At 70.4% G+C, this 26,112-nt stretch carries 24 protein-coding genes and 1 riboswitch; of the genes, 19 read left to right on the top strand and 5 right to left on the bottom strand.

The window, feature by feature from the left end; translation table 11 throughout:
- Positions 1-206: 206 nt before the first annotated feature.
- Positions 207-1,286 (bottom strand): 3-deoxy-7-phosphoheptulonate synthase, encoded by a 1,080-nt coding sequence (locus RG19_RS01465; protein WP_058833706.1) that lies wholly within the window; start codon positions 1,284-1,286, stop codon positions 207-209.
- 363 nt (positions 1,287-1,649) lie between these two features.
- On the opposite strand from RG19_RS01465, the gene RG19_RS17485 reads away from it, so the two are divergent.
- The 14 genes from RG19_RS17485 (at position 1,650) to RG19_RS01400 (ending at position 17,263) form a co-directional block, all read left to right on the top strand.
- On the top strand, positions 1,650-1,928 hold the full coding sequence (locus RG19_RS17485; protein WP_157515124.1) for a hypothetical protein: 279 nt from the start codon (positions 1,650-1,652) through the stop codon (positions 1,926-1,928).
- A gap of 105 nt (positions 1,929-2,033) precedes the next feature.
- Complete coding sequence (gene ilvD / locus RG19_RS01460; RefSeq protein ID WP_082672410.1) at positions 2,034-3,824, top strand: dihydroxy-acid dehydratase; 1,791 nt, start codon at positions 2,034-2,036, stop codon at positions 3,822-3,824.
- A 69-nt stretch (positions 3,825-3,893) separates the two neighbouring features.
- Complete coding sequence (gene ilvC / locus RG19_RS01455) at positions 3,894-4,934, top strand: ketol-acid reductoisomerase (RefSeq protein WP_058833705.1); 1,041 nt, start codon at positions 3,894-3,896, stop codon at positions 4,932-4,934.
- Positions 4,935-4,987: 53 nt separating this feature from the next.
- Positions 4,988-6,760, top strand: coding sequence for an acetolactate synthase 2 catalytic subunit (gene ilvG / locus RG19_RS01450; RefSeq protein ID WP_425599715.1), 1,773 nt, complete (start codon positions 4,988-4,990; stop codon positions 6,758-6,760).
- Positions 6,744-6,980, top strand: a complete 237-nt coding sequence (locus RG19_RS01445; RefSeq protein ID WP_058833704.1) for an ACT domain-containing protein — start codon at positions 6,744-6,746, stop codon at positions 6,978-6,980. The genes ilvG and RG19_RS01445 overlap by 17 nt, the downstream gene beginning before the upstream one ends.
- On the top strand, positions 6,971-7,936 hold the full coding sequence (locus RG19_RS01440; RefSeq protein WP_082672408.1) for an aminotransferase class IV: 966 nt from the start codon (positions 6,971-6,973) through the stop codon (positions 7,934-7,936). Before RG19_RS01445 ends, RG19_RS01440 begins: the two co-directional genes overlap by 10 nt.
- On the top strand, positions 7,936-9,246 hold the full coding sequence (locus tag RG19_RS01435; RefSeq protein ID WP_082672407.1) for a threonine dehydratase: 1,311 nt from the start codon (positions 7,936-7,938) through the stop codon (positions 9,244-9,246). Before RG19_RS01440 ends, RG19_RS01435 begins: the two co-directional genes overlap by 1 nt.
- Positions 9,243-10,817, top strand: a complete 1,575-nt coding sequence (locus RG19_RS01430; protein WP_058833703.1) for a 2-isopropylmalate synthase — start codon at positions 9,243-9,245, stop codon at positions 10,815-10,817. Before RG19_RS01435 ends, RG19_RS01430 begins: the two co-directional genes overlap by 4 nt.
- 132 nt (positions 10,818-10,949) lie before the next feature.
- Positions 10,950-12,404 (top strand): 3-isopropylmalate dehydratase large subunit, encoded by a 1,455-nt coding sequence (leuC, locus tag RG19_RS01425; RefSeq protein ID WP_058833702.1) that lies wholly within the window; start codon positions 10,950-10,952, stop codon positions 12,402-12,404.
- Between the two features lie 59 nt (positions 12,405-12,463).
- Positions 12,464-13,045, top strand: a complete 582-nt coding sequence (leuD, locus tag RG19_RS01420) for a 3-isopropylmalate dehydratase small subunit (RefSeq protein WP_058833701.1) — start codon at positions 12,464-12,466, stop codon at positions 13,043-13,045.
- Positions 13,035-14,153: a 3-isopropylmalate dehydrogenase gene (gene leuB, locus RG19_RS01415; RefSeq protein WP_058833700.1), complete on the top strand. Its 1,119-nt coding sequence runs from the start codon at positions 13,035-13,037 to the stop codon at positions 14,151-14,153. The genes leuD and leuB overlap by 11 nt, the downstream gene beginning before the upstream one ends.
- A gap of 180 nt (positions 14,154-14,333) precedes the next feature.
- On the top strand, positions 14,334-14,990 hold the full coding sequence (locus RG19_RS01410) for a TetR/AcrR family transcriptional regulator (protein ID WP_058833699.1): 657 nt from the start codon (positions 14,334-14,336) through the stop codon (positions 14,988-14,990).
- Positions 14,991-15,102: 112 nt separating this feature from the next.
- Positions 15,103-15,765 carry a protein-L-isoaspartate O-methyltransferase family protein gene (locus tag RG19_RS01405; RefSeq protein ID WP_058833698.1) on the top strand — a complete coding sequence of 221 codons (663 nt, stop codon included), beginning with the start codon at positions 15,103-15,105 and terminating at the stop codon, positions 15,763-15,765.
- Between the two features lie 85 nt (positions 15,766-15,850).
- Positions 15,851-17,263 (top strand): TolC family outer membrane protein, encoded by a 1,413-nt coding sequence (locus RG19_RS01400; protein WP_058833697.1) that lies wholly within the window; start codon positions 15,851-15,853, stop codon positions 17,261-17,263.
- 429 nt (positions 17,264-17,692) lie between these two features.
- Here the strand turns inward: RG19_RS01400 and RG19_RS17480 are convergent, their stop codons facing one another.
- On the bottom strand, positions 17,693-17,962 hold the full coding sequence (locus tag RG19_RS17480) for a hypothetical protein (RefSeq protein WP_157515123.1): 270 nt from the start codon (positions 17,960-17,962) through the stop codon (positions 17,693-17,695).
- Positions 17,963-18,156: 194 nt separating this feature from the next.
- Complete coding sequence (waaA, locus tag RG19_RS01395) at positions 18,157-19,479, bottom strand: lipid IV(A) 3-deoxy-D-manno-octulosonic acid transferase (RefSeq protein WP_058833696.1); 1,323 nt, start codon at positions 19,477-19,479, stop codon at positions 18,157-18,159.
- 180 nt (positions 19,480-19,659) lie between these two features.
- Here waaA and lpxL point away from each other — a divergent pair, with 180 nt between their 5' ends.
- Positions 19,660-20,595 (top strand): LpxL/LpxP family Kdo(2)-lipid IV(A) lauroyl/palmitoleoyl acyltransferase, encoded by a 936-nt coding sequence (gene lpxL / locus RG19_RS01390; RefSeq protein WP_058833695.1) that lies wholly within the window; start codon positions 19,660-19,662, stop codon positions 20,593-20,595.
- A gap of 91 nt (positions 20,596-20,686) precedes the next feature.
- A riboswitch (cobalamin riboswitch) is annotated at positions 20,687-20,926 on the top strand.
- A 177-nt stretch (positions 20,927-21,103) separates the two neighbouring features.
- Positions 21,104-22,969, top strand: a complete 1,866-nt coding sequence (gene btuB / locus RG19_RS01385) for a TonB-dependent vitamin B12 receptor (RefSeq protein WP_058833694.1) — start codon at positions 21,104-21,106, stop codon at positions 22,967-22,969.
- Between the two features lie 120 nt (positions 22,970-23,089).
- Here btuB and RG19_RS01380 read toward each other — a convergent pair whose 3' ends face one another.
- Complete coding sequence (locus RG19_RS01380) at positions 23,090-23,767, bottom strand: phosphoglycolate phosphatase (protein ID WP_058833693.1); 678 nt, start codon at positions 23,765-23,767, stop codon at positions 23,090-23,092.
- Between the two features lie 274 nt (positions 23,768-24,041).
- Between RG19_RS01380 and RG19_RS01375 the strand changes: the two genes are divergently transcribed.
- Positions 24,042-24,341 (top strand): DUF2218 domain-containing protein, encoded by a 300-nt coding sequence (locus RG19_RS01375; RefSeq protein ID WP_162267039.1) that lies wholly within the window; start codon positions 24,042-24,044, stop codon positions 24,339-24,341.
- Positions 24,342-24,507: 166 nt separating this feature from the next.
- Here the strand turns inward: RG19_RS01375 and dinB are convergent, their stop codons facing one another.
- On the bottom strand, positions 24,508-25,575 hold the full coding sequence (gene dinB, locus RG19_RS01370; RefSeq protein ID WP_058833691.1) for a DNA polymerase IV: 1,068 nt from the start codon (positions 25,573-25,575) through the stop codon (positions 24,508-24,510).
- 168 nt (positions 25,576-25,743) lie between these two features.
- On the opposite strand from dinB, the gene RG19_RS01365 reads away from it, so the two are divergent.
- Together RG19_RS01365 and RG19_RS01360 are read left to right on the top strand one after the other, a co-directional pair.
- Entirely contained in the window at positions 25,744-25,923 is a 180-nt protein-coding gene (locus tag RG19_RS01365; protein WP_058833690.1) for a hypothetical protein, read from the top strand.
- Positions 25,920-26,099, top strand: coding sequence for a hypothetical protein (locus tag RG19_RS01360; RefSeq protein ID WP_058833689.1), 180 nt, complete (start codon positions 25,920-25,922; stop codon positions 26,097-26,099). The genes RG19_RS01365 and RG19_RS01360 overlap by 4 nt, the downstream gene beginning before the upstream one ends.
- Positions 26,100-26,112 lie beyond the last annotated feature (13 nt).

Raw genomic sequence — 26,112 nt, 5'->3', positions numbered from 1 at the left:
GAACCAGGCACGAGGCCTGCAGAAGCCGAACATCGATGCCGGCGGCAGGCATCGACGCCGACGACCTTAGCACTGCCGTCATACGCCGGATGCCGAATCGAGTCACACGTCCGTCGCGCCGCTCGACCGCCGTGCCTGCTGCTGATTCATCCGATGCACGTTCGCCGGCTCCACGATACGAGCCGCTCCCGAACCCTTCGAGACGCTCAGGCAGCGGCGTGGTGCGCCGCTCCCCGCGCCCGCCGCGCTTCGACCGCACGGGCGAGCCGCTCCAGCACCCGGAGCGAGTCATTCCAGCCGATACAGCCATCGGTGATGCTCTGCCCGTAGACGCGCGCGCGACCGTCGATGAGGTCCTGGCGGCCGGCTTCCAGATGGCTTTCGATCATCACGCCGAACACGGAGGTGTCGCCGGCGTCCACGCGCGCGGCGATGTCGTCGATCACCAGCGGCTGCCGCTCCGGGCGCTTGCCGCTGTTGGCGTGGCTGGCGTCGACCAGCAACCGCGGAGGCAACCCGGCCGCGAGCAGCGACTCCGCGGCCGCCGCGACACTGGCCGCGTCGTAGTTCGGCGTGCGGCCTCCTCGCAGGATCACGTGACCGTCCTCGTTGCCGGCGGTGGTGACGATCGCACTGACGCCCTGCTTGGTCACCGACAGGAACCGGTGCGGATGCGAGGCGGCCTGCACCGCATCCACCGCGATGCGCACGTTGCCGTCGGTGCCGTTCTTGAAACCCACCGGGCACGACAGCCCCGACGCGAGTTCGCGATGCACCTGGCTTTCGGTGGTGCGCGCGCCGATCGCGCCCCAGCTCACCAGGTCGGCGAGGTACTGCGGGGTGATCATGTCGAGGAACTCGCAACCGGCCGGCAAGCCGAGCGCATTGACGTCGAGCAACAGCTGTCGTGCCAGGCGCAGGCCTTCGTCGATGCGGTAGCTGCCGTCCAGGCGCGGGTCGTTGATCAGGCCCTTCCAGCCGACGGTGGTGCGCGGCTTCTCGAAGTACACGCGCATCACGATCTCGAGCGTGCCGCCCAGGCGCGCCCGCTCGACGCTCAGGCGTTGCGCGTACTCGCGCGCGGCATCGACGTCGTGGATCGAGCAGGGGCCTACGACCACCAGCAGGCGGTCATCGCGACCGTGGAGGATGTTCTGTACGGCGCGCCTCGAGGACGCGACATGACGGGCGACGGGCTCGGGAACAGGGCAACCGTGGATGACCTGCCCCGGCGTTGCGAGAGGCTGGATGTCGCGGATGCGCAGATCGTCGGTACGGGTGTTCACAGGGTCATGCTCCGGGTGTTGGCATCCGGCGGCATGAAAAAGCCGCCGGGGAGTGCCGGCGGCTGTTCGGGATTCGTGTGGTGATCGTCTAGATCGTGCGCACCCCGTCCGCCGCCGGCATCGGAAAGCCGTAAAACCAGACATAGGCGCGGAGGACAGGACGTTGCATGGGCGACTTGGTATCACGTCGCACGCAGGTGGCGCAAACGTTGCATTCGTAACCAGTGCGGTGCGCAGGCTTCGGCCCTCACGCTCACGGTTCGAGTCTGCGTGTCGTTGGGTCCTACGAGTTACGTGCCGGGGAGGCGGACGTTCCGGTCCTCTCCCGAACCGGAGAGCTGTCGGTCGCGAGGGGAACCGACAATGCCCCGCTTCGCTTCGCGATGCAGCGACCTGATCGGCCCCGCCGGAAACGGCAGCCTCCCCGCGACGAGGACCCGGTCGAAAGTTTTCGATGAAACTGTTGACACGACGAAAACACCCGTGGTTATCTCGGTTCCCATGACGCAGCGCACCGCCACCTCGCCCATCGCCCAGACCGCCCTCGCGGTCCGTGCCGACGTGCGACTTCCGGTCGCGCTCCTTCTCGTCGTCGTCGTCCTTATTACCAGCTCCACCGGCGCGGGAATCGGGTTTGTGTAACTGAAACAACAAACCCAGGTCGAAAGAACCTAGACCCCGCGCCCGAAACGGCGCGGGGTTTTTCGTTTTCTACGGCCCGGGTTTCCTACATGAGGAAACACCGCAGTGCGCAGCGACGCCATCAAGAAAGGCCCCGACCACGCTCCGGCGCGCGCGATGCTGCGCGCCACCGGCCTGGACGACGACGCCATCGCCCGGCCGCTGATCGCGGTGGTGCACACCTGGTCCAACGTATCCCCCTGCAACCTGGGCCTGCGCGACCTGGCCCAGCACGCTGCGGCCGGCATCCGCGACGCCGGCGGCACGCCGATCGAGTTCAACACCATCGCCGTGACCGACGGCATCGCCATGGGTTCGCGCGGCATGCGCGCCTCGCTGCCGTCGCGCGAACTGATCGCCGATTCCATCGAACTGGCCGTGGACGGCCACTGCCTCGATGCCATGGTGCTGCTGTGCGGCTGCGACAAGACCATCCCCGCGGCCGCCATGGCTGCCGCCCGCCTCGACATCCCCACCGTGATCCTCTACGGCGGCACCATCGCCCACGGCCATTGCAAGGGCCGCTCAATCACCATCCAGGACGTCTTCGAAGCCGTTGGCCAGCACGCCGCCGGCACCCTCGACGACGACGGCCTGCGCGAGGTCGAGGCCGCCGCCTGTCCGGGCGCCGGCGCCTGCGGCGGCCAGTTCACCGCCAACACCATGGCCATGGTGCTGGGCTTCCTGGGCCTGTCGCCGATGGGCCTCAACGACATCCCCGCCACCGATCCCGACAAGGGCGCCGCAGCACGTCGCTGCGGCGAACTGGCGGTGCGCACCCTGCTTTCCGGCGGCCCGACACCGCGCGCGATCCTCTCTCCGGTCGCGCTGCGCAATGCGGCGCGCGCGGTGTCGGCCACCGCCGGTTCCACCAATGCAGCACTGCACCTGCTGGCGATCGCCCACGAGGCCGGCGTGCCGTTCGACCTGGAAGACTTCCACGCCGCGGCGGCCACCCCGGTCATCGCCGATCTCAAGCCCGGCGGTCGCTACACCGCAGCCGAACTGTATGCGCAGGGGGGCACCGCGCTGGTCGCGCGCGAACTGCGCGCGGCCGGCCTGATCGACGACATCCCGACGGTCACCGGCCACACCCTGTTCGCGGACATCGACGCCGCCATCGCCGCGCGTGCGCCCGATGCCGCGCAGGACGCGGTGCGTCCGGTGCACGCGCCGATCAAGCCGCAGGGTGGCTACGCGATCCTGTACGGCGATCTCGCCCCCGAGGGATGCATCCTCAAGCTGGCCGGCCACGGGCGCACCCGCCACAGCGGTCCGGCGCGGGTGTTCGATTCCGAGGAAGCCTGCTTCGCCGCCGTGCAGGCGCGCGCGATCCGGCCCGGCGACGTGGTGGTGATCCGCTTCGAGGGTCCGGTCGGTGGCCCGGGCATGCGCGAAATGCTCGCGGTGACGGCCGCGCTGGTCGGCCAGGGCCTGGGCGATGACGTCGCACTGATCACCGATGGCCGTTTCTCCGGCGCCACCCGCGGTTTCATGGTCGGCCATGTCGCCCCCGAAGCGGCCGTCGGCGGTCCGTTGGCCTACCTGCGCGACGGCGACATCGTCACCGTCGATACCGCCACCCGCACGCTGTCCACCGACGCCCCGCTGAGCGAGCGCACGCCGGCCACGATCCCGCAGCGGGTGACCGGCGGCGTCCTGGCCAAGTTCGCGCGTCTGGTCGGATCCGCCTCGCGGGGCGCCACCACGTCCGCCGGCCCCGACACCCGCGTCGCCACCACCGCGGCGCCGGCAGCCGACAGGGTTTCCGCCGACGACCGAACCGCAGGAGCGGGACGGCGTGAGCTCCGCCACCCCATCCGCCGGCCCATCGACAGCGCCCTCGTCGACGACTGACGCCGCCGCTCCGCCGCCCCCCTCACTCCACCCGTTTCTTCCTCACCCCCGACCTCACGGAATCCTGTCATGACCGAGTCCACCGCCTCCGCCCACACACCCACCGTCGCCGTCATCGGCTACGGCAGCCAGGGACGCGCACATGCCCTCAACCTGCGCGACTCCGGCTTCGACGTCATCGTCGGCCTGCGCCCCGGCGGCCCCACCGAACAGCGCGCCACCGCCGACGGCTTCGCCGTGGTCACACCGGCCGACGCCGCCGCGAGCGCCGACATCGTCGCCGTCCTGACCCCGGACATGGTGCAGGCCAAGCTGTACGACGAGGTGCTGGCGCCGCACATGCGCGAAGGCGCCTGTCTGCTGTTCGCGCACGGCTTCAACGTGCATTACGGTCGCATCGCGCCGCGCGCGGATCTCGACGTGATCCTGGTCGCGCCCAAGGGACCGGGTGCGCTGGTGCGCCGCGAGTACGAGATCGGGCGTGGCGTACCGTGCATCTTCGCGGTCGAACAGGATCGCAGCGGCCAGGCGGAAGCGTTCGCGCGCACCTACGCCGCGGGGATCGGCGGTGCGCGCGCCAACGTCATCCGCACCAGCTTCAAGGAAGAGACCGAGACCGACCTGTTCGGCGAGCAGGCGGTGCTGTGCGGCGGCGCCAGCGCGCTGGTGCAGGCGGGCTACGAGACCCTGGTGGAGGCCGGCTATCAGCCCGAGATCGCCTACTACGAAGTCCTGCACGAACTGAAGCTGATCGTCGACCTGTTCTACGAGGGCGGCATCGGCCGGATGCTGGAGTTCATCTCCGAGACCGCGCAGTACGGCGATTTCGTCAGCGGACCCCGGGTCATCGACGCCGACACCAAGGCGCGCATGAAGGCGGTGCTCACCGATATCCAGGACGGCACGTTCGCCAGGAACTGGATCGCCGAATACGAGGCCGGCCTGCCCAACTACAACCGCTATCGCCAGGCCGATCTGGATCACCCGATCGAAGCGACGGGCCGCCGCCTGCGCGCGCAGATGCAATGGCTGCAGGACGCCCAGGGCACCCCCGACGCCGCCCCCGACGCGCGCACCGGTACACCGCAACCGCAGACCGAGGCTGCGTGATGGGCACGCAGGCGGCGGCCCCCGAACCCGAGCACCTGCCCGCCGGCGCGGACGTGGCGGCTGCGGCGATGCCTGCGCCGCGCAACGGCGCGCGCTGGGTGGTCGACGCGCTGCAGGCCGAGGGCGTCGATGTCCTGTTCGGCTACCCGGGCGGCGCGATCATGCCGTTCTACGACGCCCTGCACGGCGCCCCGCTGAAGCATGTGCTGGTCCGCCACGAGCAGGGCGCGGCGTTCGCCGCCAACGGGTACGCACGCGCCAGCGGACGCGTCGGCGTGTGCGTGGCCACCTCCGGGCCGGGCGCGTCGAACCTGGTCACCGGCATCGCCGATGCGATGCTGGATTCGGTGCCGATGGTGGTGATCACCGGCCAGGTCGCCACGCCGCTGCTGGGCACCGACGCGTTCCAGGAACTGGACGTGTTCGGCATGACCATGCCGATCGTCAAGCACAGCTTCCTGGCGCGACACGTCGACGAACTCCCGGAGATGGTCGCCGAAGCGTTCCGCATCGCCCGCTCCGGTCGCCCCGGCCCGGTGCTGATCGACCTGCCGAAGGACGTGCAGATCGGCGACGCCGCCCACCTGCCGGCACACGTCCCGCGTGCATCCGCGCCGGTGCCGCCGCCGCCCGATGCCGCCCTGCACGCTGCCGCCGCCCTGATCTCGCAAGCGCAGAACCCGGTGATCTACGGCGGGGGCGGCATCGCCCTGGCCGGCGCCGTCGACGCGTTTCGCGATTTCGTCGCGCAGGCGCGCATCCCGACCGTACTCACCTTGAAGGGCCTGGGCGCCCTGCCGGCCACCGACCCCTGCCACATGGGCATGCTGGGCATGCACGGCAGCCGCGCGGCCAACCATGCCGTGCAGGCCTGCGACGTGCTGATCGTGGTCGGCGCGCGCTTCGACGACCGCGCCACCGGCAAGCTGGCCGAGTTCGCGCCGGACGCGCGCGTGGTGCACCTGGACGCCGACATCTGCGAGATCGGCAAGCTCCGCGCCGCCGACGTGTCGGTACACGGCGACATCGTCTACGCACTGGAACGCCTGACTCCCGCCCTCGGGATGCAGGCCTACCGTGGCCGCCATGCGGCCGCGCGGCGCACATGGCTGCAGGACTGCCAGGCCCGGCGCCAGCGTTTCGCCCCGCGTTACGACGCACCGGGGCAAGGCGTCTACGCACCCGCGCTGCTGAAGCGGCTGACCGAGCTGTCGCCCGGTGCCGTGATCAGCTGCGACGTCGGGCAGCATCAGATGTGGGTCGCCCAGCATTGCCGCTTCGCCGATCCGCGCCGGCACCTGACCAGCGGCGCACTCGGCGCGATGGGCTTCGGCCTGCCCGCGGCGATCGGTGCGCAGTTCCAGGATCCGGATGCGCAGGTGGTGTGCGTGAGCGGCGACGGCTCGTTCCTGATGAACGTGCAGGAGCTGGCCACCCTGCGCCGCTACCGGCTGCCGGTGAAGATCGTACTGCTCGACAACCAGGCCCTGGGCATGGTGCGGCAGTGGCAGGAACTGTTCTTCGAGCGCCGCTATTCGGAGATCGACCTGTCCGACAACCCGGACTTCGCCGAAGTCGCGCGCGCGTTCGGCGTCCAGGCGCTGTCGGTCCGCGAAGCCGACGGCGTCGACGCCGCACTGGCGCAACTGCTGGCCGCGGATGGCCCGGCCCTGCTGCACGTGATGATCGACCCGGCCGCCAATGTCTGGCCACTGGTCCCGCCCAACCACAACAACGCGCAGATGCTCGATGGCGAAGACCTCCAGGCCGTCGCCGCGCCTCCGTCTCCCACTCCCGAGGAACCGTCCCATGCAGTACCGGCTTGAGCTGACCCTGCGACGCGCCGAAGGCGCACTGACCCGCGTGCTCGGCGCCGCCGAGCGCCGTGGTTTCCGACCGCTGGCGGTCGACGGCGAGACCCAGCCGGACGGCGACCGCTGGCATCTGCGGATGACGGTCGAAGGCGACCGCTCGGAAGATTCGCTGCGCGAACAACTGGCGAAGCTGTACGACTGTCTGGACGTGGAGGTCTTGGCATGTCCGTGACCGCCGGCGCCGTGGCCGCTCCCGCAGGACCGACGGGCCTGCACACGCCCGCGTCGACGGATGCCGCGAATACCCCGCTGCGCGCCGCGGCGGTACGCGAACAGGTCTGGTTCGATGGCGAGCTTGTCGAGGCCGGTGCCCCCCGCGCCGATCTGACCACCCACGCCATGCATTACGGCAGCGGCGTATTCGAGGGCATCCGCGCCTACGCCACCGTCGACGGCGGCGCAGCCGTCTTCCGGCTGCCCGAGCACCTGGAGCGCATGCGCCGCGGCGCCGAACTGCTGGGCATGTCGTTCGACGTCCGGCAGGCCACCGCCGCCGTGTTGGCGACGTTGCGCGCCAACGGCCATCGCGATGCCTACATCCGCCCGCTCGCCTGGTTCGGCGCCGGCGGCTTCGGCCTGGACGTCGAGGGACACGCGCAGCACCTGATGGTGTCGACCACCGCCACGCGGGTGCACCTCAACGGCCAGCGCGCGCGCATCGGCATCTCGCCATGGCGGCGCAACCCGGCCGATGCACTGCCGCCGTTGAAGCTGTGCGGCGGTTACGTGAACTCCATCCTGGCCAAACGCGAGGCCAAGGCGCGCGGCTTCGAAGAAGCGCTGTTCGTCGACCACGACGGCTTCGTCGTCGAATGCACCGGCGCCAATGTGTTCGTCGTACGCGACGGCACCGTGACCGCGGTCGAACACCGCGACGCGCTGCCCGGCATCACCCGCGACACGTTGATCCGGCTCAGCGGCGCGAACAGCCGGGCGGTCCACATCGACGAACTGCAGGATGCCGACGAGGTCTTCGCCTGCGGCACCGCCGCGGAAGTCGCGCCGGTCGCGCAGATCGAATCCCGCACCTATGGCGACAACCCCGTGACCCGCGCCCTGGCCGAGGCCTATGCCGGCATCATCCGCGGCGAGTCGGCCGACCACGTCCACTGGCTGACCCGCGTCTGATGGAGAGCGACGTCGCCCGCCTGTCCGTCCCCGGCCCATCCGATCACGGCCCCGCCGGCGATGCACTGTCCGGCCCGAAGGTGCAGGCGGCGGACGTCTTCGCCGCACAGGCGCGACTGCGTCCCTATCTGTCGGCCACGCCGCTGCACCATGCCGAGCGCTTCGGCTGCTGGCTGAAACTGGAGAACCTCCAGCGCACCGGGTCATACAAGGTGCGCGGCGCGCTCAACGCATTGCTGGCCGCGCGCGAACGCGGCGACGAGCGTCCGGTCGTGGCCGCATCCGCCGGCAATCACGCGCAGGGGCTGGCCTGGGCGGCCTGGCGGCTGGGCGTGCCGGTGATCACCGTCATGCCGTGCAACGCACCGCAGACCAAGGTCGCCGGCGTCGCGCACTGGGGCGCGACCGTCCGCCAGCACGGCGATACCTACGATGCCGCCAAGGCATTCGCGGTCGACCTGGCCGCGCGCAATGGCTGGCGGCTGCTGTCGGCCTTCGACGACCCCGACGTGATCGCCGGCCAGGGCACGGTCGGGCTGGAGATCGTCGAGACCCTGCTGCCCGACGTGTTGCTGGTGCCCATCGGCGGCGGCGGTCTGGCCGCCGGCGTCTGCCTGGCGTTGCACGCGGCCTGCGCGTCGGCACCGCGTGGCCGGCGGCGGCCGCGGATCGTCGGCGCCCAGGTCGAGGGCGTGGATGCGATGGCGCGACGCCTGCGCGGCGAAACCCCGATCGCCCCGGTGACGACCCTGGCCGACGGCGTTCGCGTCGCCACGCCTGGCGACCTGACCAGTGCGCTGCTGGCCGACCTGCTCGACGATCTCGTCGTCGTCCGCGAGGCCGAGCTGCGCGAGACGCTGGTACGACTTGCACTCGAGGAACACATCATCGCCGAGGGTGCCGGCGCGCTGGCCCTGGCCGCGGGACGGCGCGTCGCCGCGCGCCGCAAGTGCGCGGTGGTCTCGGGCGGCAACGTGGACGCAGGCGTGCTCGCCCGCCTGCTCACCGACGTCCGTCCGCGCGCACCGCGCAAGCCGCGTCGCCGCGCGGTATCCGCCGGCACCGCCACCGCGCCGGCCCCGGCGGGCGATCGCGCACCCGCATCCGGCGATCCCGCATCCGCCGGCCACGGAGCGACCGCGAACGTCCCTGCCGCCGTGCCCGAACAGCGCCCGCACGTCGCACGGCACGTCCACGCCGCGGGCATCGCGGCGACGGCGCCCTCCCTCGCCTCCCCCCTTTCCGCCGGCTGCGGGAGCAACACCGCACCGGCCGCCGCACCCCGATCCGAAGAGGAAGTCCCCGCATGAGCGCATCCGAATCCACCGAGCCCGACGTCGCGATCGCGACGCCGATCCGCATCTTCGACACCACCTTGCGCGACGGCGAGCAGTCGCCCGGCTGCAGCATGAACGCGGCGCAGAAGCTGGTGATGGCACGCGCGCTCGACACGCTCGGCGTGGACGTGATCGAAACCGGATTTCCCGCGAGCTCCGAGGCCGATCGCGAGGCCACCCGCCTGATGGCGCGGGAGCTCAGGCGGCCGACCCTGGCCGTACTGTCGCGCTGCCTGCCGGGCGACATCGAGACCTCGCTGCGCGCGCTGGACGGCATCGCCCGTCCGCGTCTGCACGTGTTCGTTTCCACCAGCCCGCTGCATCGCGAGCACAAGCTGCGGATGTCGAAGCAGCAGGTGCTGGATCTGGCGGTGACCTCGGTCGAGCACGCACGCAAGTACGTCGACGATATCGAGTTCTCCACCGAGGATGGCACCCGCACCGAGCACGACTTCCTGGCCGAGGTGGTCGGCGCGACGATCGCCGCCGGCGCCACCACGATCAATGTGCCGGATACGCTGGGCTACGCCACGCCCGACGAGATCCGCAGCCTGTTCCGATTCCTGATCGAGACCGTCCCCGGCGCGCGCGACGTCGTCTTCAGTGCGCACTGTCACGACGACCTCGGCCTGGCCGTCGCCAACTCGCTGGCCGCCATCGAGGGCGGCGCACGCCAGGTGGAATGCACCATCAACGGCATCGGCGAGCGCGCGGGCAATTGCGCCATGGAGGAACTGGTGATGGCCCTGAAGGTCCGCGGTGCGTGGTACGGCGCCGACACCGCCATCGATACCCGCCGCCTGGTCGCCACCTCGCAACTGCTCACCCGCCTGACCGGCATGCAGGTGCAACGCAACAAGGCCGTGGTCGGTGCGAACGCCTTCGCGCACGAATCGGGCATCCATCAGCACGGCATGCTGCGACACCGTGGCACCTACGAAATCATGCGGCCCGAGGACGTCGGCTGGAGCGATTCCAGGATGGTGCTGGGCCGCCACAGCGGCCGCGCCGCGGTTTCGCATCGCCTGCGCGCGCTGGGCTACACGCTGGAGGACGCCGACCTGGACCGCGTGTTCGCCGCCTTCAAGGATCTGTGCGAACGCCAGCGCGTGATCGAGGACGGCGATCTGGAGGCGCTGATGCACGGCGACGTGGCCGGCGACGGCTACCGGCTCGCCGCGATGACCGTCAGCGACCGCGGCGGTCGTGCCAGCGCCCAGGTCGAACTGTCCGATCCGGACGGCCGCAAGGTCACCGAAAGCGCCCTGGGCGACGGCCCGGTGGATGCCTTGTTCGGCGCCCTCTCGGCCGCCACCGGACTCGATTTCGCGCTCGAGAGCTACCAGGTGCACAGCGTCGGGCTCGGCGCCGATGCGCGCGGCGAGGCCAACCTCAGCGTGCGCGACGGCGAGACCGCGTTGCAGGGCAGCGGCACCAGCCGCGACGTGATCGAAGCCAGCGCGCTGGCCTGGCTCGACGTGGCCAACCGCGTGCGCCGGGCGCAGACGCAGGCGCCCGCGCGGGCCCTGCGGGCGACCTCCTGAGATGACGCGCGCCCGCACCCGATGCGCGCAAGCCGGCGCCACGCGTCGCGCATCCTGCACGATGCCTCCCCCCGTCCGCGCTGCGGCCCAGCCCACAACCGCGCACCCGCCCTACCGAGCGAAGACTTCCGCATGACCGAGACCACTCCGAACGCACCCGGCCCGTCCACCCTGTTCGACAAACTGTGGAACGCCCACGTCGTCGTCCCCGAGACCGACACGGCCCCCGCGGTGCTCTACATCGACCTGCACCTCATCCACGAGGTCACCTCGCCGCAGGCCTTCACGGAACTGCGCACGCGGGGTCTCGCGCCGCGCGCCCCTGCGCGCACCAAGGGCACCCTCGACCACTCCACGCCGACCCTGCCGGTCGGCGCCGATGGAGAGCGCCCGTTCGCCACGCCGGCCGCCCGGGCGCAGGTGCAGACGCTGATCGACAACTGCGCCGCCACCGGCATCGAGCTCTTCGGCTTCGAGTCGGCGCAACGTGGCATCGTCCATGTGTTCGCGCCGGAGATGGGCTTCACCCAGCCCGGCATGACCATCGTCTGCGGCGACAGCCACACCTCCACCCACGGCGCATTCGGCGCGCTCGCCTTCGGCATCGGCACCAGCGAGGTCGGCCACGTGCTGGCGACGCAGTGCCTGCTGCAACGCCGGCCGAACACGATGTCGGTGACCGTCGAAGGCGATCTCGGGCCCGGGGTCGGCGCCAAGGACGTGATCCTGCATGTGATCGGCGTGATCGGCGTCAACGGCGGGACCGGCCATGTGATCGAGTACCGGGGCTCCACCATCCGCGCGATGGACATGGAGCAACGGATGACCCTGTGCAACATGTCGATCGAGGCGGGTGCGCGCGCGGGCATGGTGGCGCCCGACGACACCACGTTCGCCTGGCTGGCGGACACGCCGCGCGCGCCGAAGGGCGAGGCGTTCGAGGCCGCCAAGGCGCGCTGGCGCGCGCTGGCGACCGATCCCGGGGCGCGCTTCGACGTCGACGTGTCGATCGACGCGCGCGACATTCGCCCCACGGTGACCTGGGGCACCCACCCCGGCACCGCCATCGCGATCGACCGTCCGGTGCCCGACCCGCGCGACGACGCCGAGCGCAAGGGCCAGCGCTACATGGGCGTACGCGCCGGCGACACCCTTGCCGGCCTGTCCGTGGATGTGGTCTTCGTCGGCTCGTGCACCAACGGACGCCTGGGGGACCTGCGCGAGGCCGCGCGCGTGCTGGCCGGCCGCCGGGTGGCCGACGGCGTGCGCATGCTGGTCGTCCCCGGCTCGGGGGAGGTGAAACGCGCCGCCGAGGCCGAGGGCATCGACGCGGTGGTCCGCGCGGCGGGCGCCGAGTGGCGCGAGCCGGGCTGCTCGATGTGCATCGCGATGAACGGCGACCTGGTCGCCCCGGGTCAACTGGCGGTCAGCACCAGCAATCGCAATTTCGAAGGTCGCCAGGGCCCCGGTGCACGCACCGTCCTGGCCTCGCCCGCCACCGCGGCCTGGGCGGCGGTGCGCGGCACGCTCGGCGACCCGCGCGAGGCGTTCGCCGCGCCGCAGACGTCGCAACGGGAGGTGGCGTGATGCGCGAAGCGACAGACGCCGGCCGTGACTCCCGCGAACCCGAACGAGGAACCCAATCCATGTCATCCGAGACCCGCATCGTCTCGCGCAGCGTCGTGCTCGCGCAGACGAACATCGACACCGACCAGATCATCCCCGCACGCTTCCTCTCCACCACCGAACGCAGCGGACTCGGCGCGCACGCCTTCAGCGACTGGCGCACCGGCGCCGACGGCACGCCCGATCCCGCGTTCCCGTTCAACCGTGAGGACAACGCCGGGCGCACCATCCTGCTGGCGGGGCGCAACTTCGGCTGCGGTTCCTCGCGCGAACATGCGCCGTGGGCGCTGCGCGACCTCGGTCTGCGCGCCGTGGTCAGCAGCGAGATCGCCGACATCTTCCGCAACAACGCGCTCAAGAACGGGTTGGTGCCCGTCGTCCTGCCCGAGGCCACGGTGCAGACGCTGATGGCCCGCCCGGACGACGTTCTGGAGATCGACATCGCCACCCGCGAGCTGCGCACGCCGGACCACCAGGTCCATCGCTTCCCGCTCGACGCCTTCGCCCAGACCTGCCTGCTCGAAGGCGTCGACGAACTCGGCTACCTGCTGAGCCGCGAACCCCAGATCGCCCTGTACGAGGAGCGTTTCCATGCACGCTGAGATCGTCGTTCTGCCCGGCGACGGCATCGGGCCCGAGGTCACCACCGCTGCGGTTTCGGTCCTGCACGCCGTCGCGGCCCGCCACGGCCATCGCTTCACGTTCACCGGACACGACATCGGCGGGATCGCCATCGACCGCCACGGCACGCCATTGCCGGACGAGACCCTCGATGCCTGCCGCCGTGCCGACGCGGTCCTGCTCGGCGCGGTCGGCGGGCCGAAATGGTCGGATCCGAATGCCGCCGTGCGGCCGGAGCAGGGCCTTCTGGCGCTCCGGCGCGGCCTGGGCCTGTACGCGAACCTGCGGCCGGTGCAGCCGCATCCTGCCACCCTCGGCGCCGCGCCGATCAAGCCGCACCTGCTGGCCGGCGTGGACCTGCTGGTGGTGCGGGAACTGACCGGCGGCATCTATTTCGGGGACAAGACCCGCACCGCGGACGCCGCCAGCGACCTGTGCCGCTATACCGTCGCGGAGATCGAGCGCGTGGTGCGCCGGGCCTGCACGCTGGCGCGCGAGCGACGCCGCCATGTCACCTCCGTGGACAAGGCCAACGTGCTGGAGACCTCGCGGTTGTGGCGCGATGTCGCCAGCCGGGTCGCACGCGAGGAGTTCCCGGACGTGACCCTCGAGCACCAGTTGGTCGACTCGATGGCGATGCACCTGCTGTCCAAGCCCCGCGCCTACGATGTCATCGTCACCGAAAACATGTTCGGCGACATCCTCACCGACGAAGCCTCGATGCTGGCCGGCTCGATGGGACTGCTGCCGTCGGCCTCGCTCGGCGACGGCGCTCCCGGCGGCGACACGGGCCGGACGACGACGGTGGGCCTGTACGAGCCCATCCACGGCTCCGCGCCGGACATCGCCGGACGCGGCATCGCCAACCCGATCGGCGCCATCCTCAGCGGCGCGCTGCTGTTGCGGCATTCGCTGGGACTGGAAGACGAGGCGGCCTGCATCGAGCGCGCGGTCGCCGCGGCCCTGGACGCCGGCGCCTTCACGGCCGATCTCGCTGGCGAGCAGGCGGCGCGGGACACCCGCGCGGTCGCCGATGCCGTCATCGCGCAGCTGGAGGATGCCTGCCACGTGGCCGATCTGCGCGATTGAACGGTGCGGCTGAACGATCGCGCCGCCCCCACCCGATCGGCAGGAGCGGCGCACCGGGGCGGGCGCTCGGGGCGGCGCCCGTCCGCTCGGCCACCTGGCGGGGGGCATCCGGGCGCCGGTCAATTAATGAACCGGTCCGTCTAGTATAAATAGCAAACCGACTGGTCTAGTATTGGCGACATGCCACAGCAAGCCTCCAAGGCCGCCACGCGGCCCGCCCCCAGCCCGGGCCGCCCCAAGGACATGAACAAGCGCGCCGCGATCCTGCTCGCGGCCGAACGCATGTTCCTCGACGGCGGCTACGAAGGCGTGAGCATGGATCAGATCGCCTCCGAGGCGGGCGTCTCCAAACTCACCGTCTACAGCCATTTCGGCGACAAGGATGCCCTGTTCGTCGAAGCCGTCCGCGGTTACTGCGAAAAGCAGCTCCCCACGTCGGCGTTCGACCCGGACCCGAGCGTGCCGCTGCGCGAACGGCTGCTGGCGGTGGGACACGCCTTCTTCGCGATGGTGTCGTCGCCCCAGGCGATCTCCGGCCACCGGCTGCTGTGTTCGCCGCAGATGGTGGAAAAGCGCCTGGCGAAACTGTTCTGGGAATGCGGGCCCGAACGCGTCCAGGCCAAGTTCGCGGCCCTGCTGGAACGACGTATCGCCGTCGGCCAGTTGGAGATCGACGATGTCCAGCGCGCCTCCGGGCAGTTCTTCGCCCTGCTCAAGGGCGAGATGCACCAGCGCCTGGTCATGGGCGTCGACACATCCGGCTCGGACGCCGCACACGGCGCCCACATCGCCGCGGCGGTGGACATGTTCCTGCGCGCCTACGGCACCCGCGCGTGACCGAGGTCGCGGTGACTTCCGGCACTCGGTGCCCGGGCGCCCCCGCGGCGATCCTCCAGACCACGGCCGCAACCGGTAAAATCCGCGCTCCCCGCGCACGAGTACAGCTCCGATGACGATCGATTACGCCCACGCCCGCGAAGCCATGGTGGAACAGCAGGTCCGCCCCTGGGACGTGCTGGATCTGCGCGTGCTCGAGGTGCTCGGTGCGGTACCGCGCGAGCGTTTCGTGCCCGCGCCCTACCAGGCGGTGGCCTACGCCGACCTGGAGATCCCGCTGGCCCACGGCGAACGCATGCTCAAGCCGGTCGTCGCGGGACGCGCGCTGCAGGGCCTGCTGGCCGCGCCGCAGGAATCGGTACTCGAGATCGGAACGGGCAGCGGCTATCTCAGCGCCTGCCTGTCCCGGCTGGCGCGCGACGTGGTCACCATCGAACGCCACGCCGACCTGGCCGACGCCGCACGCGCCACCTTGCACGGGGTGTCGATGATCAACGTCGACGTGATCCATGCGGATGCGTTCGCCTGGACGCCGGATCGCCAGTTCGACGCGATCTGCGTCAATGCGGCCGTCGACGGCGTGCCGTCACGTTTCGTCGAGTGGCTGCGTCCAGGTGGACGGATGTTCGTCGTGCGCGGCCGAGCGCCCGCGATGGAGGCCATTCTGGTCCATCGCGGCACCGGCGACGTCAACGCGACGCGCATCGAATCGTTGTTCGAAACCGAGCTGGGATATCTCGCAGGCGCCGCGCCCGCGGCAGCGTTCCAGTTCTGAACCAGCGGCCTGCGCCACGACGGCCGCGGACCGCAGCGCCAGGGCCTCGGGCCCTGACGTTTCCATCGCCATCCAAGGATCCCCCATGCTCCGCCGCCCACTCGCTTTCGCCCTGACCCTCGCGCTGCTGCCGGCCTCGGCCTTCGCCCAGGACCTGGTCCAGACCTACGAGCTGGCGCGCAGCGGCGATCCGCAGCTGTCGATCGCCGAGTCCAACCGCCAGATCTCGCACGAGGGGGCCGTACAGGCGCGCGCCGCCCTGCTGCCGCAGCTCGACGGCAGCGTCGGCCTCAACCGCAGCTACGTGGCCGGCCAGGACGGTTCCAGCCGCAGCCGCACCTACGGAGCAGGCCTGAGCCAGACCGTGTTCGACCTCAGCCAGATCTCGAACCTGCGCGCCCAGCGCCAGCTCGACACCGCGGCCAGCTTCGACCTCACCGCGGCCAACCAGAGCCTCATCACCCGCACCTCCGCCGCCTACTTCGACGTCCTGGTCGCGATCGAGACCCTGGCCGCCGCCGAGGCCTCCGAGGAGGCGCTGCAGACGCAGTTCGATTTCGCCAGCCGCCGCCTCGAAGTCGGCCTGGCGCCGATCACCGATGTCCACGAAGCGCGCGCTCGGTACGACGGCGCCCGTGCCCAGGTGATCCTCAGCCGCAATGCGCTCGAGGATGCCTACCAGGCGCTGGCCGAAATCACCGGTACGCCGGTGCGCAGCCTGCGCGCCCTGCCCGAGGACTTCCAGCCGGAAGTGCCCGCGGGCGGCGACGTGGAGAGCTGGGTCGCCGCCGCGGTCGAGCAGAATCCTTCGCTGCGCGCCGCCGAGTACTCGGTCCGCGCCGCCGAACACGCTGTGACCAGCGCGCGCTCGGGCCATTTGCCGCGCCTGTCGCTCGGCGCCAACTACAGCAACAACGCCTACTGGGGCGGGATCCAGGGCGTGGGCCAGGTGCCCGACCCGGACAATCCCGGCCTGCCCACCACGACCAGCGATCGCGAGGCCTACGGCGTCGGTCTGACCCTGACCGTGCCGATCTTCAGCGGCGGCGCCACCCAGTCCCGGGTGCGCGAGGCCATCGCCCGCCGCGACATCGCCGCGGATCAGCTGACCCAGACCCGCCGCGCACTGGAGCGCAATGCGCGCAACGCCTACCAGACGGTGGTGGCCGGCGTGAGCGAGGTCGAAGCGCGTCGACTGGCGGTGATCTCCGCCCGCAGCGCCTACGACGCCTCGCAGGTCGGGCTCGAGGTCGGTACCCGCACCGTGGTGGACGTGTTGATCAACCAGCAGACGCTGTTCCAGGCCGAGGAGCAGTTCGCCCTGGCGCGTTACAACTTCCTGCAGAACCGGCTGCTGCTGTCGCAGGCCGTCGGCACCCTCGGCATCTCGGACCTGCAGGACGTCAACCGCCTGCTCACCGTGGACGCGAATGCGCCCACGACCTCACCCACCGCCCCGGTAGGCTCGCAACAACAGCCCTCACCACCGCCCCAATGAGCCCTAGCCGGCTCGCCGGCGGGAATCTGTACCGAAAAGCCTCCCTCACGGGAGGCTTTCTTGTTTCTTCTCCTGGCGCAGCAAATTGTCAGCAATGGCGTGGCCTCGTACAGCTGGCGATGTGCGGGTGAATCAGAATCCTAGTACTGTCACAGAGACACCTGTAACCGCCCACCGCACGACTTTGTAAAACCGGCTCTCACTTGAGAGAAAGCCGCGAACCGAGTCACTATTGAAAACATGCAGTGCGATAATCGCACTTTGGCAGGGACGGCTGGCCAGCCGACCTCATTCTCCAAAACGCCCCCCCCCTCAAACTCCGCTGCTAGAAGACACGAGAGATCCAAGCCTGAATCTCCCGCGGAAATATAAACGGTCACAGATGCCGGAACTTGACCAGAACTCACAAATAATCAATCAGCTGGAAGCCTAATCTGGGACAAAGCATCCGCTGTTGTATACGGTTACCGACCAGCCGAAATCCGTCTGATTGACGAAGCTATCCAGCCAGACTCCGGCAATGTACCCGCCTGCTGCAGTGCAATAAAGAGTTCCAAGATTGATGGCTGATGATCGGGCGGCCTCATAAGTAGGACCAGCGCCGCTGCCCTGAACGGTGACATAAGCGGCAGATGCCGAGAACGAAATTACCGCAATTGCGGACGCCGCCAGAACGGCCAATTTCCTCTTAAAATTCATGATAGAGATCTCCTTATCAATTTTCTGCGGCCCGGATGCCGCTTCTCGGTTTAAGCAAGCATCGTGTTTCGATCACGCCATTTTTTGATAAAACTTTCATGAACCGTGATCGATATCTTGTTTGACACCCGAGCTCAGCCACTATCCGACGATAATTCCTGCAGTCCCCCTGGACCAAGACCATAGCTGAATAGTTACTGCCTTATACTTGAGACCGGTGGGAGATCGAGCGCAGTCAATTCGCTCTCTACTAAAGCCAGCGTCCGGCGCAGGGCGCCGCGTCCCTCTTCCACCAGGGTGCGCGCCGCACCGGCCATCGCGTCGCGCGCGGGCGGATCGGCCAGCAATGCCTCGACGATGTCGCCCACAGCATGGGCGTCGCCCGCCACCCGCATCGCTTCCGCGCGCTGCAGCTGGCGCGCGATGTCGGCGAAGTTGTGCAGGTGCGGCCCGGTGACGATGGCGGTGCCCGTGGCCGCGGGCTCGAGCAGGTTGTGGCCGCCGATGTCCTGCAGGCTGCCGCCGACGAACGCCACCTGCGCGCATCCGTAATAGCGCATCAGTTCGCCGAGGGTATCGATCACGAACACCGCATCGTCGGCGTCCGGCCATCGCGTCAACGTGCGCGTGGCGGTCGCGAAGCCTGCGTCCAGCGCCGCCTGCACCACGGGGCGGAAGCGCTCGGGATGTCGCGGCGCCCACAACAGCAACAGATCGGGCCAGCGCCGACGCAGACGGCGATGCAGCACGACCATCGCGGCCTCCTCCTCGGGGTGCGTGCTGGCCGCGATCCAGACCGGTCGCGCCCCGACCCGTTGCCGGAAGTCCTCGGCGAATGCGGCCCACGCGGGGTCCACGTGCATGTCGAACTTGAGATTGCCGGTGACGCTCACCTGCGCCTGCCGCGCCCCCAGACGCACGAATCTGCGTCCGTCGTCGGGCGACTGCGCCGCCACGCCGCGCAGCGTGCGCAGCGCGCGCCCGACCAGCGGCCGCAGCACCCGGTAGCCGCGCAGCGAGCGTGCCGACAGCCGCGCGTTGACCACATAGACCGGGACTTGCTGGTCGCGGCAGGCGAACAGCAGGTTCGGCCACAGCTCGGTCTCCACGATCAGCCCCAGGCGCGGCCGGTAGTGGTCGAGAAAGCGGCGCACCATGCCGCGCAGGTCGTAGGGCAGATAGACGTGCTCGACCCGGTCGCCCCACAGCGTCCGCACCCGTTCCGAGCCGGTCGGCGTGATGGTGGTGACCAGCAGACGCTGGTGCGGATGTTCGCGCAGCAGCGCGTCCACCAGCGGCGCGGCGGCATTCACCTCGCCCACCGACACCGCATGCACCCACACCGTACCGGCCAGCGGCGGCGTGGCGTAGACCGCGTAGCGCTCGCTCCAGCGATGCAGATACTCCGGCTGGCGGAATCCGCGCCAGATCAGGTGGTACACCGTCACCGGCACCAGCACCACGAGCAGCGTCGAGTAGAAGGCGCGCAGCACGCGCTCGGTGCGGAGGAAAGACATGGGGCGGAAGGATACCCGGCACGGCCACGGACCGCGCCACGTCGCGCCGGCCGCCCTGCGTCGGATCGGCCACGACGCCTGCCCGGGACGACCACGGCATGGCCCATGCCTGCGGGACATCGACACACGCGCACGACCTGGGTGCCCGGACCGGCGCGGCGAGCCGGCTAGACTACGCGGATGTCATCCACCGCCTCCCGCGACATCGGCCGGCCCCCGCTGGGCCCGCGCCACTGGCCCGCCTGGCTCGGGATCGGCCTGGCCGCTGCCGCCGCCCGCCTGCCGTGGGCCGTGCAACGCACGCTCGGCCGCGGTCTGGGCAACCTTCTGCGGCTGGCGCTGCGGGATCGCCGGGAGATCGCCGCACGCAACCTCGCGCTGTGCTTCCCCGCGCTGGACCCGTCGGCCCGTCATACCCTGTTGCGGGCGCATTTCCACGCACTCGGGACCGGCTTCTTCGAATTCTCGCGCGCCTGGTGGGGGGGCATCGGGCCGCTGCGCCGCGACGTCGTGATCGAAGGCCTCGACCACCTCGAGACCGCCCGTGCCGGCGGGCGCGGGGTGATCGTGGTGTCCGGCCACTTCACCACGCTCGAGGTCTGCGGCCGCCTGATGTGCGACCACGTCCCGCTGGCCGGCATGTACCGGCCGCACGCCGGAGGCGCGATGGAGTGGGCGGTGCGCCGCGGGCGGGCGCGCTATGCCGAGACCATGTTCCCGAAGCAGGACGTGCGCGGCACCGTGCGCCATCTCAAACGCGGCGGCCTGTTGTGGTACGCCCCCGACCAGGACCCGAGCCGCGGCGATGCGGTCTACGTGCCGTTTTTCGGCGTGCCCGCGCACAGTCTGAATTCCACCCACCAACTCGCCCGCATGTCGGGGGCGGCGGTGGTGCTGTTCCAGCACGAACGGCGCGACGATGGCGGCTATACGCTGCGCCTGTCGCCGCCACTGGAGGACTTCCCGTCCGCGGACGCCGCTGCCGACACCGCGCGGATCATCGCCGGCATCGAGGCGATGGCACGCGCGGCCCCGGCGCAGTACCTGTGGATCCATCGCCGGTTCAAGCGCCAACCCGACGGCGTCGACGTGTACGCCACACCCGACGGCGATTGAGCCTCCGGCTGGAACCTCGGCGGGTTCGCGCCCGCCCGGATCCCGGCCGTGCCGTCTTCCGACAACACACGATCCCGTGCCCGCCATCGCGTACAATCGCCGCGCTTCAGGTGACCCGGCATGCCCGGGTTGAAACGGGAAGCCGGTGACGCGGACGGGCCTCGGCCCACCGCCATTCCGGCGCTGCCCCCGCAACGGTAAGCGAGTCGAGGCGTCGCCTCCGCCACTGTGATGCCGCCTCCGCGGTTCATGGGAAGGCGCGACGCCGGGGCCGGTCCATGGACCGGCCCACCCGCCAGCCCGGAGACCGGCCTGAAACAACGGGGTTCGTCCCGGGCGGTTGCCGATGCGGTGGGCATCGAGGCTGCGGGATCGCGCCCGTGCGCGTTTCGCACCAGCCTTGTCTCCCCCCTCCATCGCCCCGCCGTGGCGAGCCGCTCGCTACGTCCGTGCCGTACACGGGCGTCTCACCGACACCGCGTGCGAGGGTGCACGCGCTGGAGTTTTCATGCACGTCCGATCTCTGCCCCTGGCGCTGGCCGCCACCCTGTCCCTCTACGCACCGACCGCACTCGCCGCCGGCGCCGCCGTGGATCTCGACGAGATCATCGTCACCGGCACCCGTGTGCCGGTCGCCCTGGCCGACAGCGTCTCGCCCGCGCAGGTGATCGACCGTGCCGAGATCGAGCGCACCCAGGCGCCGAACCTGCCGGAACTGCTGCGTGGCCGTGCGGGCATCAATCTGACCAACGCGGGCGGCCCCGGCGCGCAGACCTCGCTGTTCATGCGAGGCGCGGGCTCCAACCAGATCCTGGTGCTGATCGACGGCATCCGCATCGGTTCGGCCACCGCCGGCCTGCCGGCCCTGCAGGACATTCCCGTCGAGCAGATCGACCGGATCGAAATCGTGCGCGGACCGCATTCGAGCCTGTACGGCGCCGATGCGATCGGTGGCGTCATCCAGATCTTCACCCGCCGCGACCGCGGCACGGTCTTGCCCCGCTTCCATGCAGGCGTGGGCAGCCATGCGCTGCGCCAGGCGGGCGCCGGCCTCGGCGGCGGCAGCGCGCGCGCGTGGTTCGGTGCCGACGTGGCGTACAGCCGCACCGACGGCATCGATGCCTGCCGCGGGCGCGGGCCGGATCCGTCCGACCCCTTCGACTTCGGCGCCGGCTGCTTCACCGACGAGCCGGACCGCGACGGCTACCGCAACCGCTCGGCGAGCCTGCGCGGCGGCGTCGAGCTGGCCGAGCACTGGACCCTGGATGCGCACCTGCTGCGCGCCGAGGGCGAGAACGAATACGACGGCAGCTTCGCAAATTACGCCGAGACCGTGCAGCAGGTGATCGGCGGCACCCTCGCGTATGCGCCGGCGTCCGGCTTCGGCCTGAAGACCAGTGTCGGTCGCAGCACCGACCAGGCGGAGGATTACCTCGACGGCACCTACGTCTCGGAACTGCGCACCCGCCGCGACCAGGCCACCGTGCAGGCGGACCTGGCCCTGACGCCCACGCAGCACGCGGCCGTGGGCATCGACTGGCTGCAGGACCGGATCGACGGCAGCACGCCCTACGACCTCGCCTCGCGCGACAACCTCGGCGTGTTCGCGGTGTGGACCGGCGCCTTCGGTGCGCATCGCCTCGAGGCCAGCGCGCGCCACGACGACAACGAGCAGTTCGGCGGCCATGCCACCGGCAGCCTCGGCTGGGGGCTGCTGCTGGCGGACGATCTGCGCCTGAGCGCGAGCTTCGCCACCGGCTTCCGCGCGCCCAGCTTCAACGATCTGTACTTCCCGGGCTCCGGCAACCCGCTGCTCGATCCGGAGCGCTCGAAGAACCTCAACCTCGGCATCGCCCAGGCACGCGAGCGATGGCACTGGGCACTCGACCTCTACGAGAACCGGGTCGACGACCTGATCAGTTTCGACGCGATGACCTGGATGCCGTCCAACGTCGACGAGGCCCGCCTGCGCGGCGCCGAGCTCACCGTGGGCACGACGTTGGCCGGCTGGGATCTCGCCACCCAGCTCAGCCACGTCGATCCCCGCAACCGCAGCGACGACGCCAATCACGGTAACGTGCTGGCGCGCCGCGCCCGCAACACCGGCCGATTCGACGTCGACCGTGCCTTCGGTGCGTTCCGCCTCGGTGCGACCCTCAACGCAGCGGGCCACCGCTACGACGACGCGGCCAACCTCGATCGGGTTTCCGGCTTCGCCACCACCGATCTTCGCGCGGAATACGGATTCGCACCCGCGTGGACGGTGCAGGCCCGGGTCACCAACGTGTTCGACAACGACTACGAAACCGTGCGCTGGTACAACCAGCCCGGTCGCGAGTTCGCGGTGATGCTGCGCTACGCGCCGCAGCGCTGACGACACCACAGGGACGCCCGGCTCCGGCCGGGCAGGCGCCACGGGATGGGAGCGCCGCGCAGGATGCGCACCGCGACGCCAGGGACGGCGTCGATGCGGCGCACGCCGTGCAGGGAACCGTCAGGTGCCGGCGCGGACGATGCGCGGATCCAGCAAGGCATCGAACCGGTCGATCACCGCCACCGCGTTCGCCGTGCGAAGGTCGAAATCCCGCGGGTAGCCGTACGAGACCAGCACCACCGGCATGCCGGCGGCCTGCGCGGCCGCGAAGTCGGTCTCGGAGTCGCCGACCATCAGGCACTCCGCGGGTGTCCGCCCGAAGATGTCCGCCAGATGCAGCAGTGGACGGGCATCCGGCTTGCGCCATGCGAGGCTGTCGCCGCCGACGACGGCTTCAAAGCGATCGGCGATGCCGAGCGCGTCGAGCAACGGCGGCACGAAACGCACCGGCTTGTTGGTGCAGACCGCCAGCCGCACGCCGTCCGCGCGCAGCGCATCCAGCGTCTCGACGACATCCGGATAAAGCGCGGGCGCCAGCAGCAATGTATCCGCGTAATGCACCATGAAACGCTCGAAGAGCGCGTCCGCCTCCAGGTCACTGCCGGCGTGCGCGAGCGCCGTCGCCAGCAGCTTGCGCGCGCCTTCGCCGATCCAGCCGCGGATCGTGGCCTCGGGCACGCGCGCCAGCCCCAGCTCCTCGAGCAGGCGGTTGACCGCCTCGGCGATGTCCGCGGCGCTGTCGACGAGGGTGCCGTCGAGATCGAAGAGGACCGCGGGCCAGGGGAAGGTCGTCGCCATGCGGGCTCCAGGAAGATCGAATCCACATGATCGCATCGGCCGGCCGTGCCCGCGAGGTCACGATAATGAGGACCGGAATGCGATGCGTCGCTGCGCCGCGCGATCGCGCCAGGCGCATCGGGCCAGGCGCGATGGGGCCACGCACGATAGGGCCCGGCCCGGTGGCGGCGCCGGTGTGCGGATGCGTCGCGGGATGCAGCTTTTCGCCGACGGGCGTGCCGTTCACGTACCGCCGGGCTAGCATGCCCGACCGATGTACGAGGGACAGCACGCCGTGAGCATCCACAGTCGCACCGAGATCGTCGTCGCCGATGCGCAACGCCTGTTGCGCACGCTCGGCAACCACTGGCGCCACAAGTTCGAGATCGAACGGACCGACACCCACGCCCGGATTCCGTTCGCGCCCGAGGCCATCGCCGATTTCCACGCCGACGGCGACCGCCTGCGGATCGAAGTCGGACACGCGGATGCCGCACAGCTCGAACGCCTGCAGGGCATCATCGCGTCGCATCTGCGGCGGTTCGCCCGCGACGAAACGCTGGCGTTCGACTGGCGGACCGTGCCGGCGCCGTGACTGGCACGTAACCCCGGACGGCCACATCGCGTCGACCGTCCGGGCACCGGCAGTCCCCGGAACACGGCGACGGGCTGGCCGAGCCGGGCCAGGCACCGTTTGCGAAGCGCCCGCCGGCCGATCGCCGACAGGCGGGCGCGGACACGGCGCGACTCGTGTACGCCGCTCAGTCGGCGAGGGCGAACAGATCCTCCTGCGCCACCGTGTCGGGGTCGCGGAATCCCGACAGCCCGACCCCGACCAGCCGGTAGCGGGTCGCCGCCGGCAGATCCACGCGTGCGCGCAGCGCGCAGGCGATGTCGGCGAGCACCTGTGCGCCGCGCGGCGGCGTCTCCGGCGTGAAGCTGCGGGTCAGGATCCGGAACTGCGCGGTCTTGAGCTTGAGCACCACCGTCCGGCCGACCCGCTCGGTGCGCGCGGTGGCCGCCCAGGTCTTCTCGGCCAGGCGCCGGATCGCAGGTTCCAGCGCGTCGAGCGGCAGATCCTCGGCGAAGGTGTCCTCGGACGAAATCGATTGCACCGGCTGATCGGGCTGGACCGGCCGCTCGTCGATCCCGCGCGCGCGCAGATGCAGTCGCTGGCCGAACGTCCCGAAGCGGCCGACGAGTTCGTCCGCCGGCAGCGCACGCAGGTCGGCCACGGTCACCACGCCCAGCTCCGCGAGCTTCTTCTGCATCACCTGCCCGACCCCCGGGATCCGCGCCACCGGCAGCGTGCTCAGGAAGCGCTCCACATGGGCCGGTTTGACCACGAACACGCCGTCGGGCTTGTTCCAGTCCGATGCGATCTTGGCCAGGAACTTGTTCGGCGCCACGCCGGCGGATGCCGTCAGGGCGGTCGTCTCGCGGATCTGCGCGCGGATCGCCTCGGCGGTCGCGGTGGCGCTGGGCGAGGCGATCTTCGGCACCGTGACATCGAGATAGGCCTCGTCCAGCGACAGCGGCTCGACCAGATCCGTATGCGCCAGGAAGATCTCGCGCACCTGTCGCGAGACCGCCTTGTAGCGGACGAAATCCGGCGGCACGAACACCGCATCCGGGCACAGCCGTTCGGCCCGCAATGCAGGCATCGCCGAACGCACGCCGAAGCGGCGCGCCTCGTAGGAAGCCGCGCACACCACCGAACGCTGCCCGCGCCAGGCCACGACCACCGGCCGCCCGCGCAGCGACGGATCGTCGCGCTGCTCGACCGACGCGTAGAACGCGTCCATGTCGATGTGGAGGATCTTGCGCACCCACCCATTATCCGCGCCGGTGTCGCAGCCGGCGGGACGCCTCTCCCCCGACGCGGCGCAGGCCGTTCAGCCCGGCGTGGGGCTCGGCGGCCATTCATCGTGGCAATTTGACCGGATGCCGACAGGCCGGGGGCGAGGCTCGGGCTTCACTCGTTCCGGAGCGCAGCCATGTCCCGCGGCGACAAATCCAGCTACACAGACAAGCAGAAGCGACAGGCCGAGCACATCGAGGCCACGGAGCGCGAACGCGGTCGTTCCAAGACCGACGCCGAACGCATCGCCTGGGCGACCGTCAACAAGCAGGATGGCGGCGGCAAGCGTTCGGGCAGCGGGCGGGCGTCGTCATGAGCCACGGCACCCCCGACGGCGCGCGCCGGCACGAACGCAGCGACGAGGCCGCACGGCACGAGCAGACGCGCCGGGAGCGGTCCCACGAGAGCGACAACCAGGACGAAGCACTGGAGGAAACCTTCCCCGCCAGCGATCCCGTCTCGCCCTACGTGAAACCGAGCACCGGCCGTTGACGCAAGCCTGCGG

It is taken from the genome of Luteimonas abyssi (assembly GCF_001482195.1).
Lineage (GTDB): Bacteria > Pseudomonadota > Gammaproteobacteria > Xanthomonadales > Xanthomonadaceae > Luteimonas > Luteimonas abyssi.
Note: the sequence above shows the minus strand (reverse complement) of the source record. Positions and strands in the feature narration are given on the sequence as shown.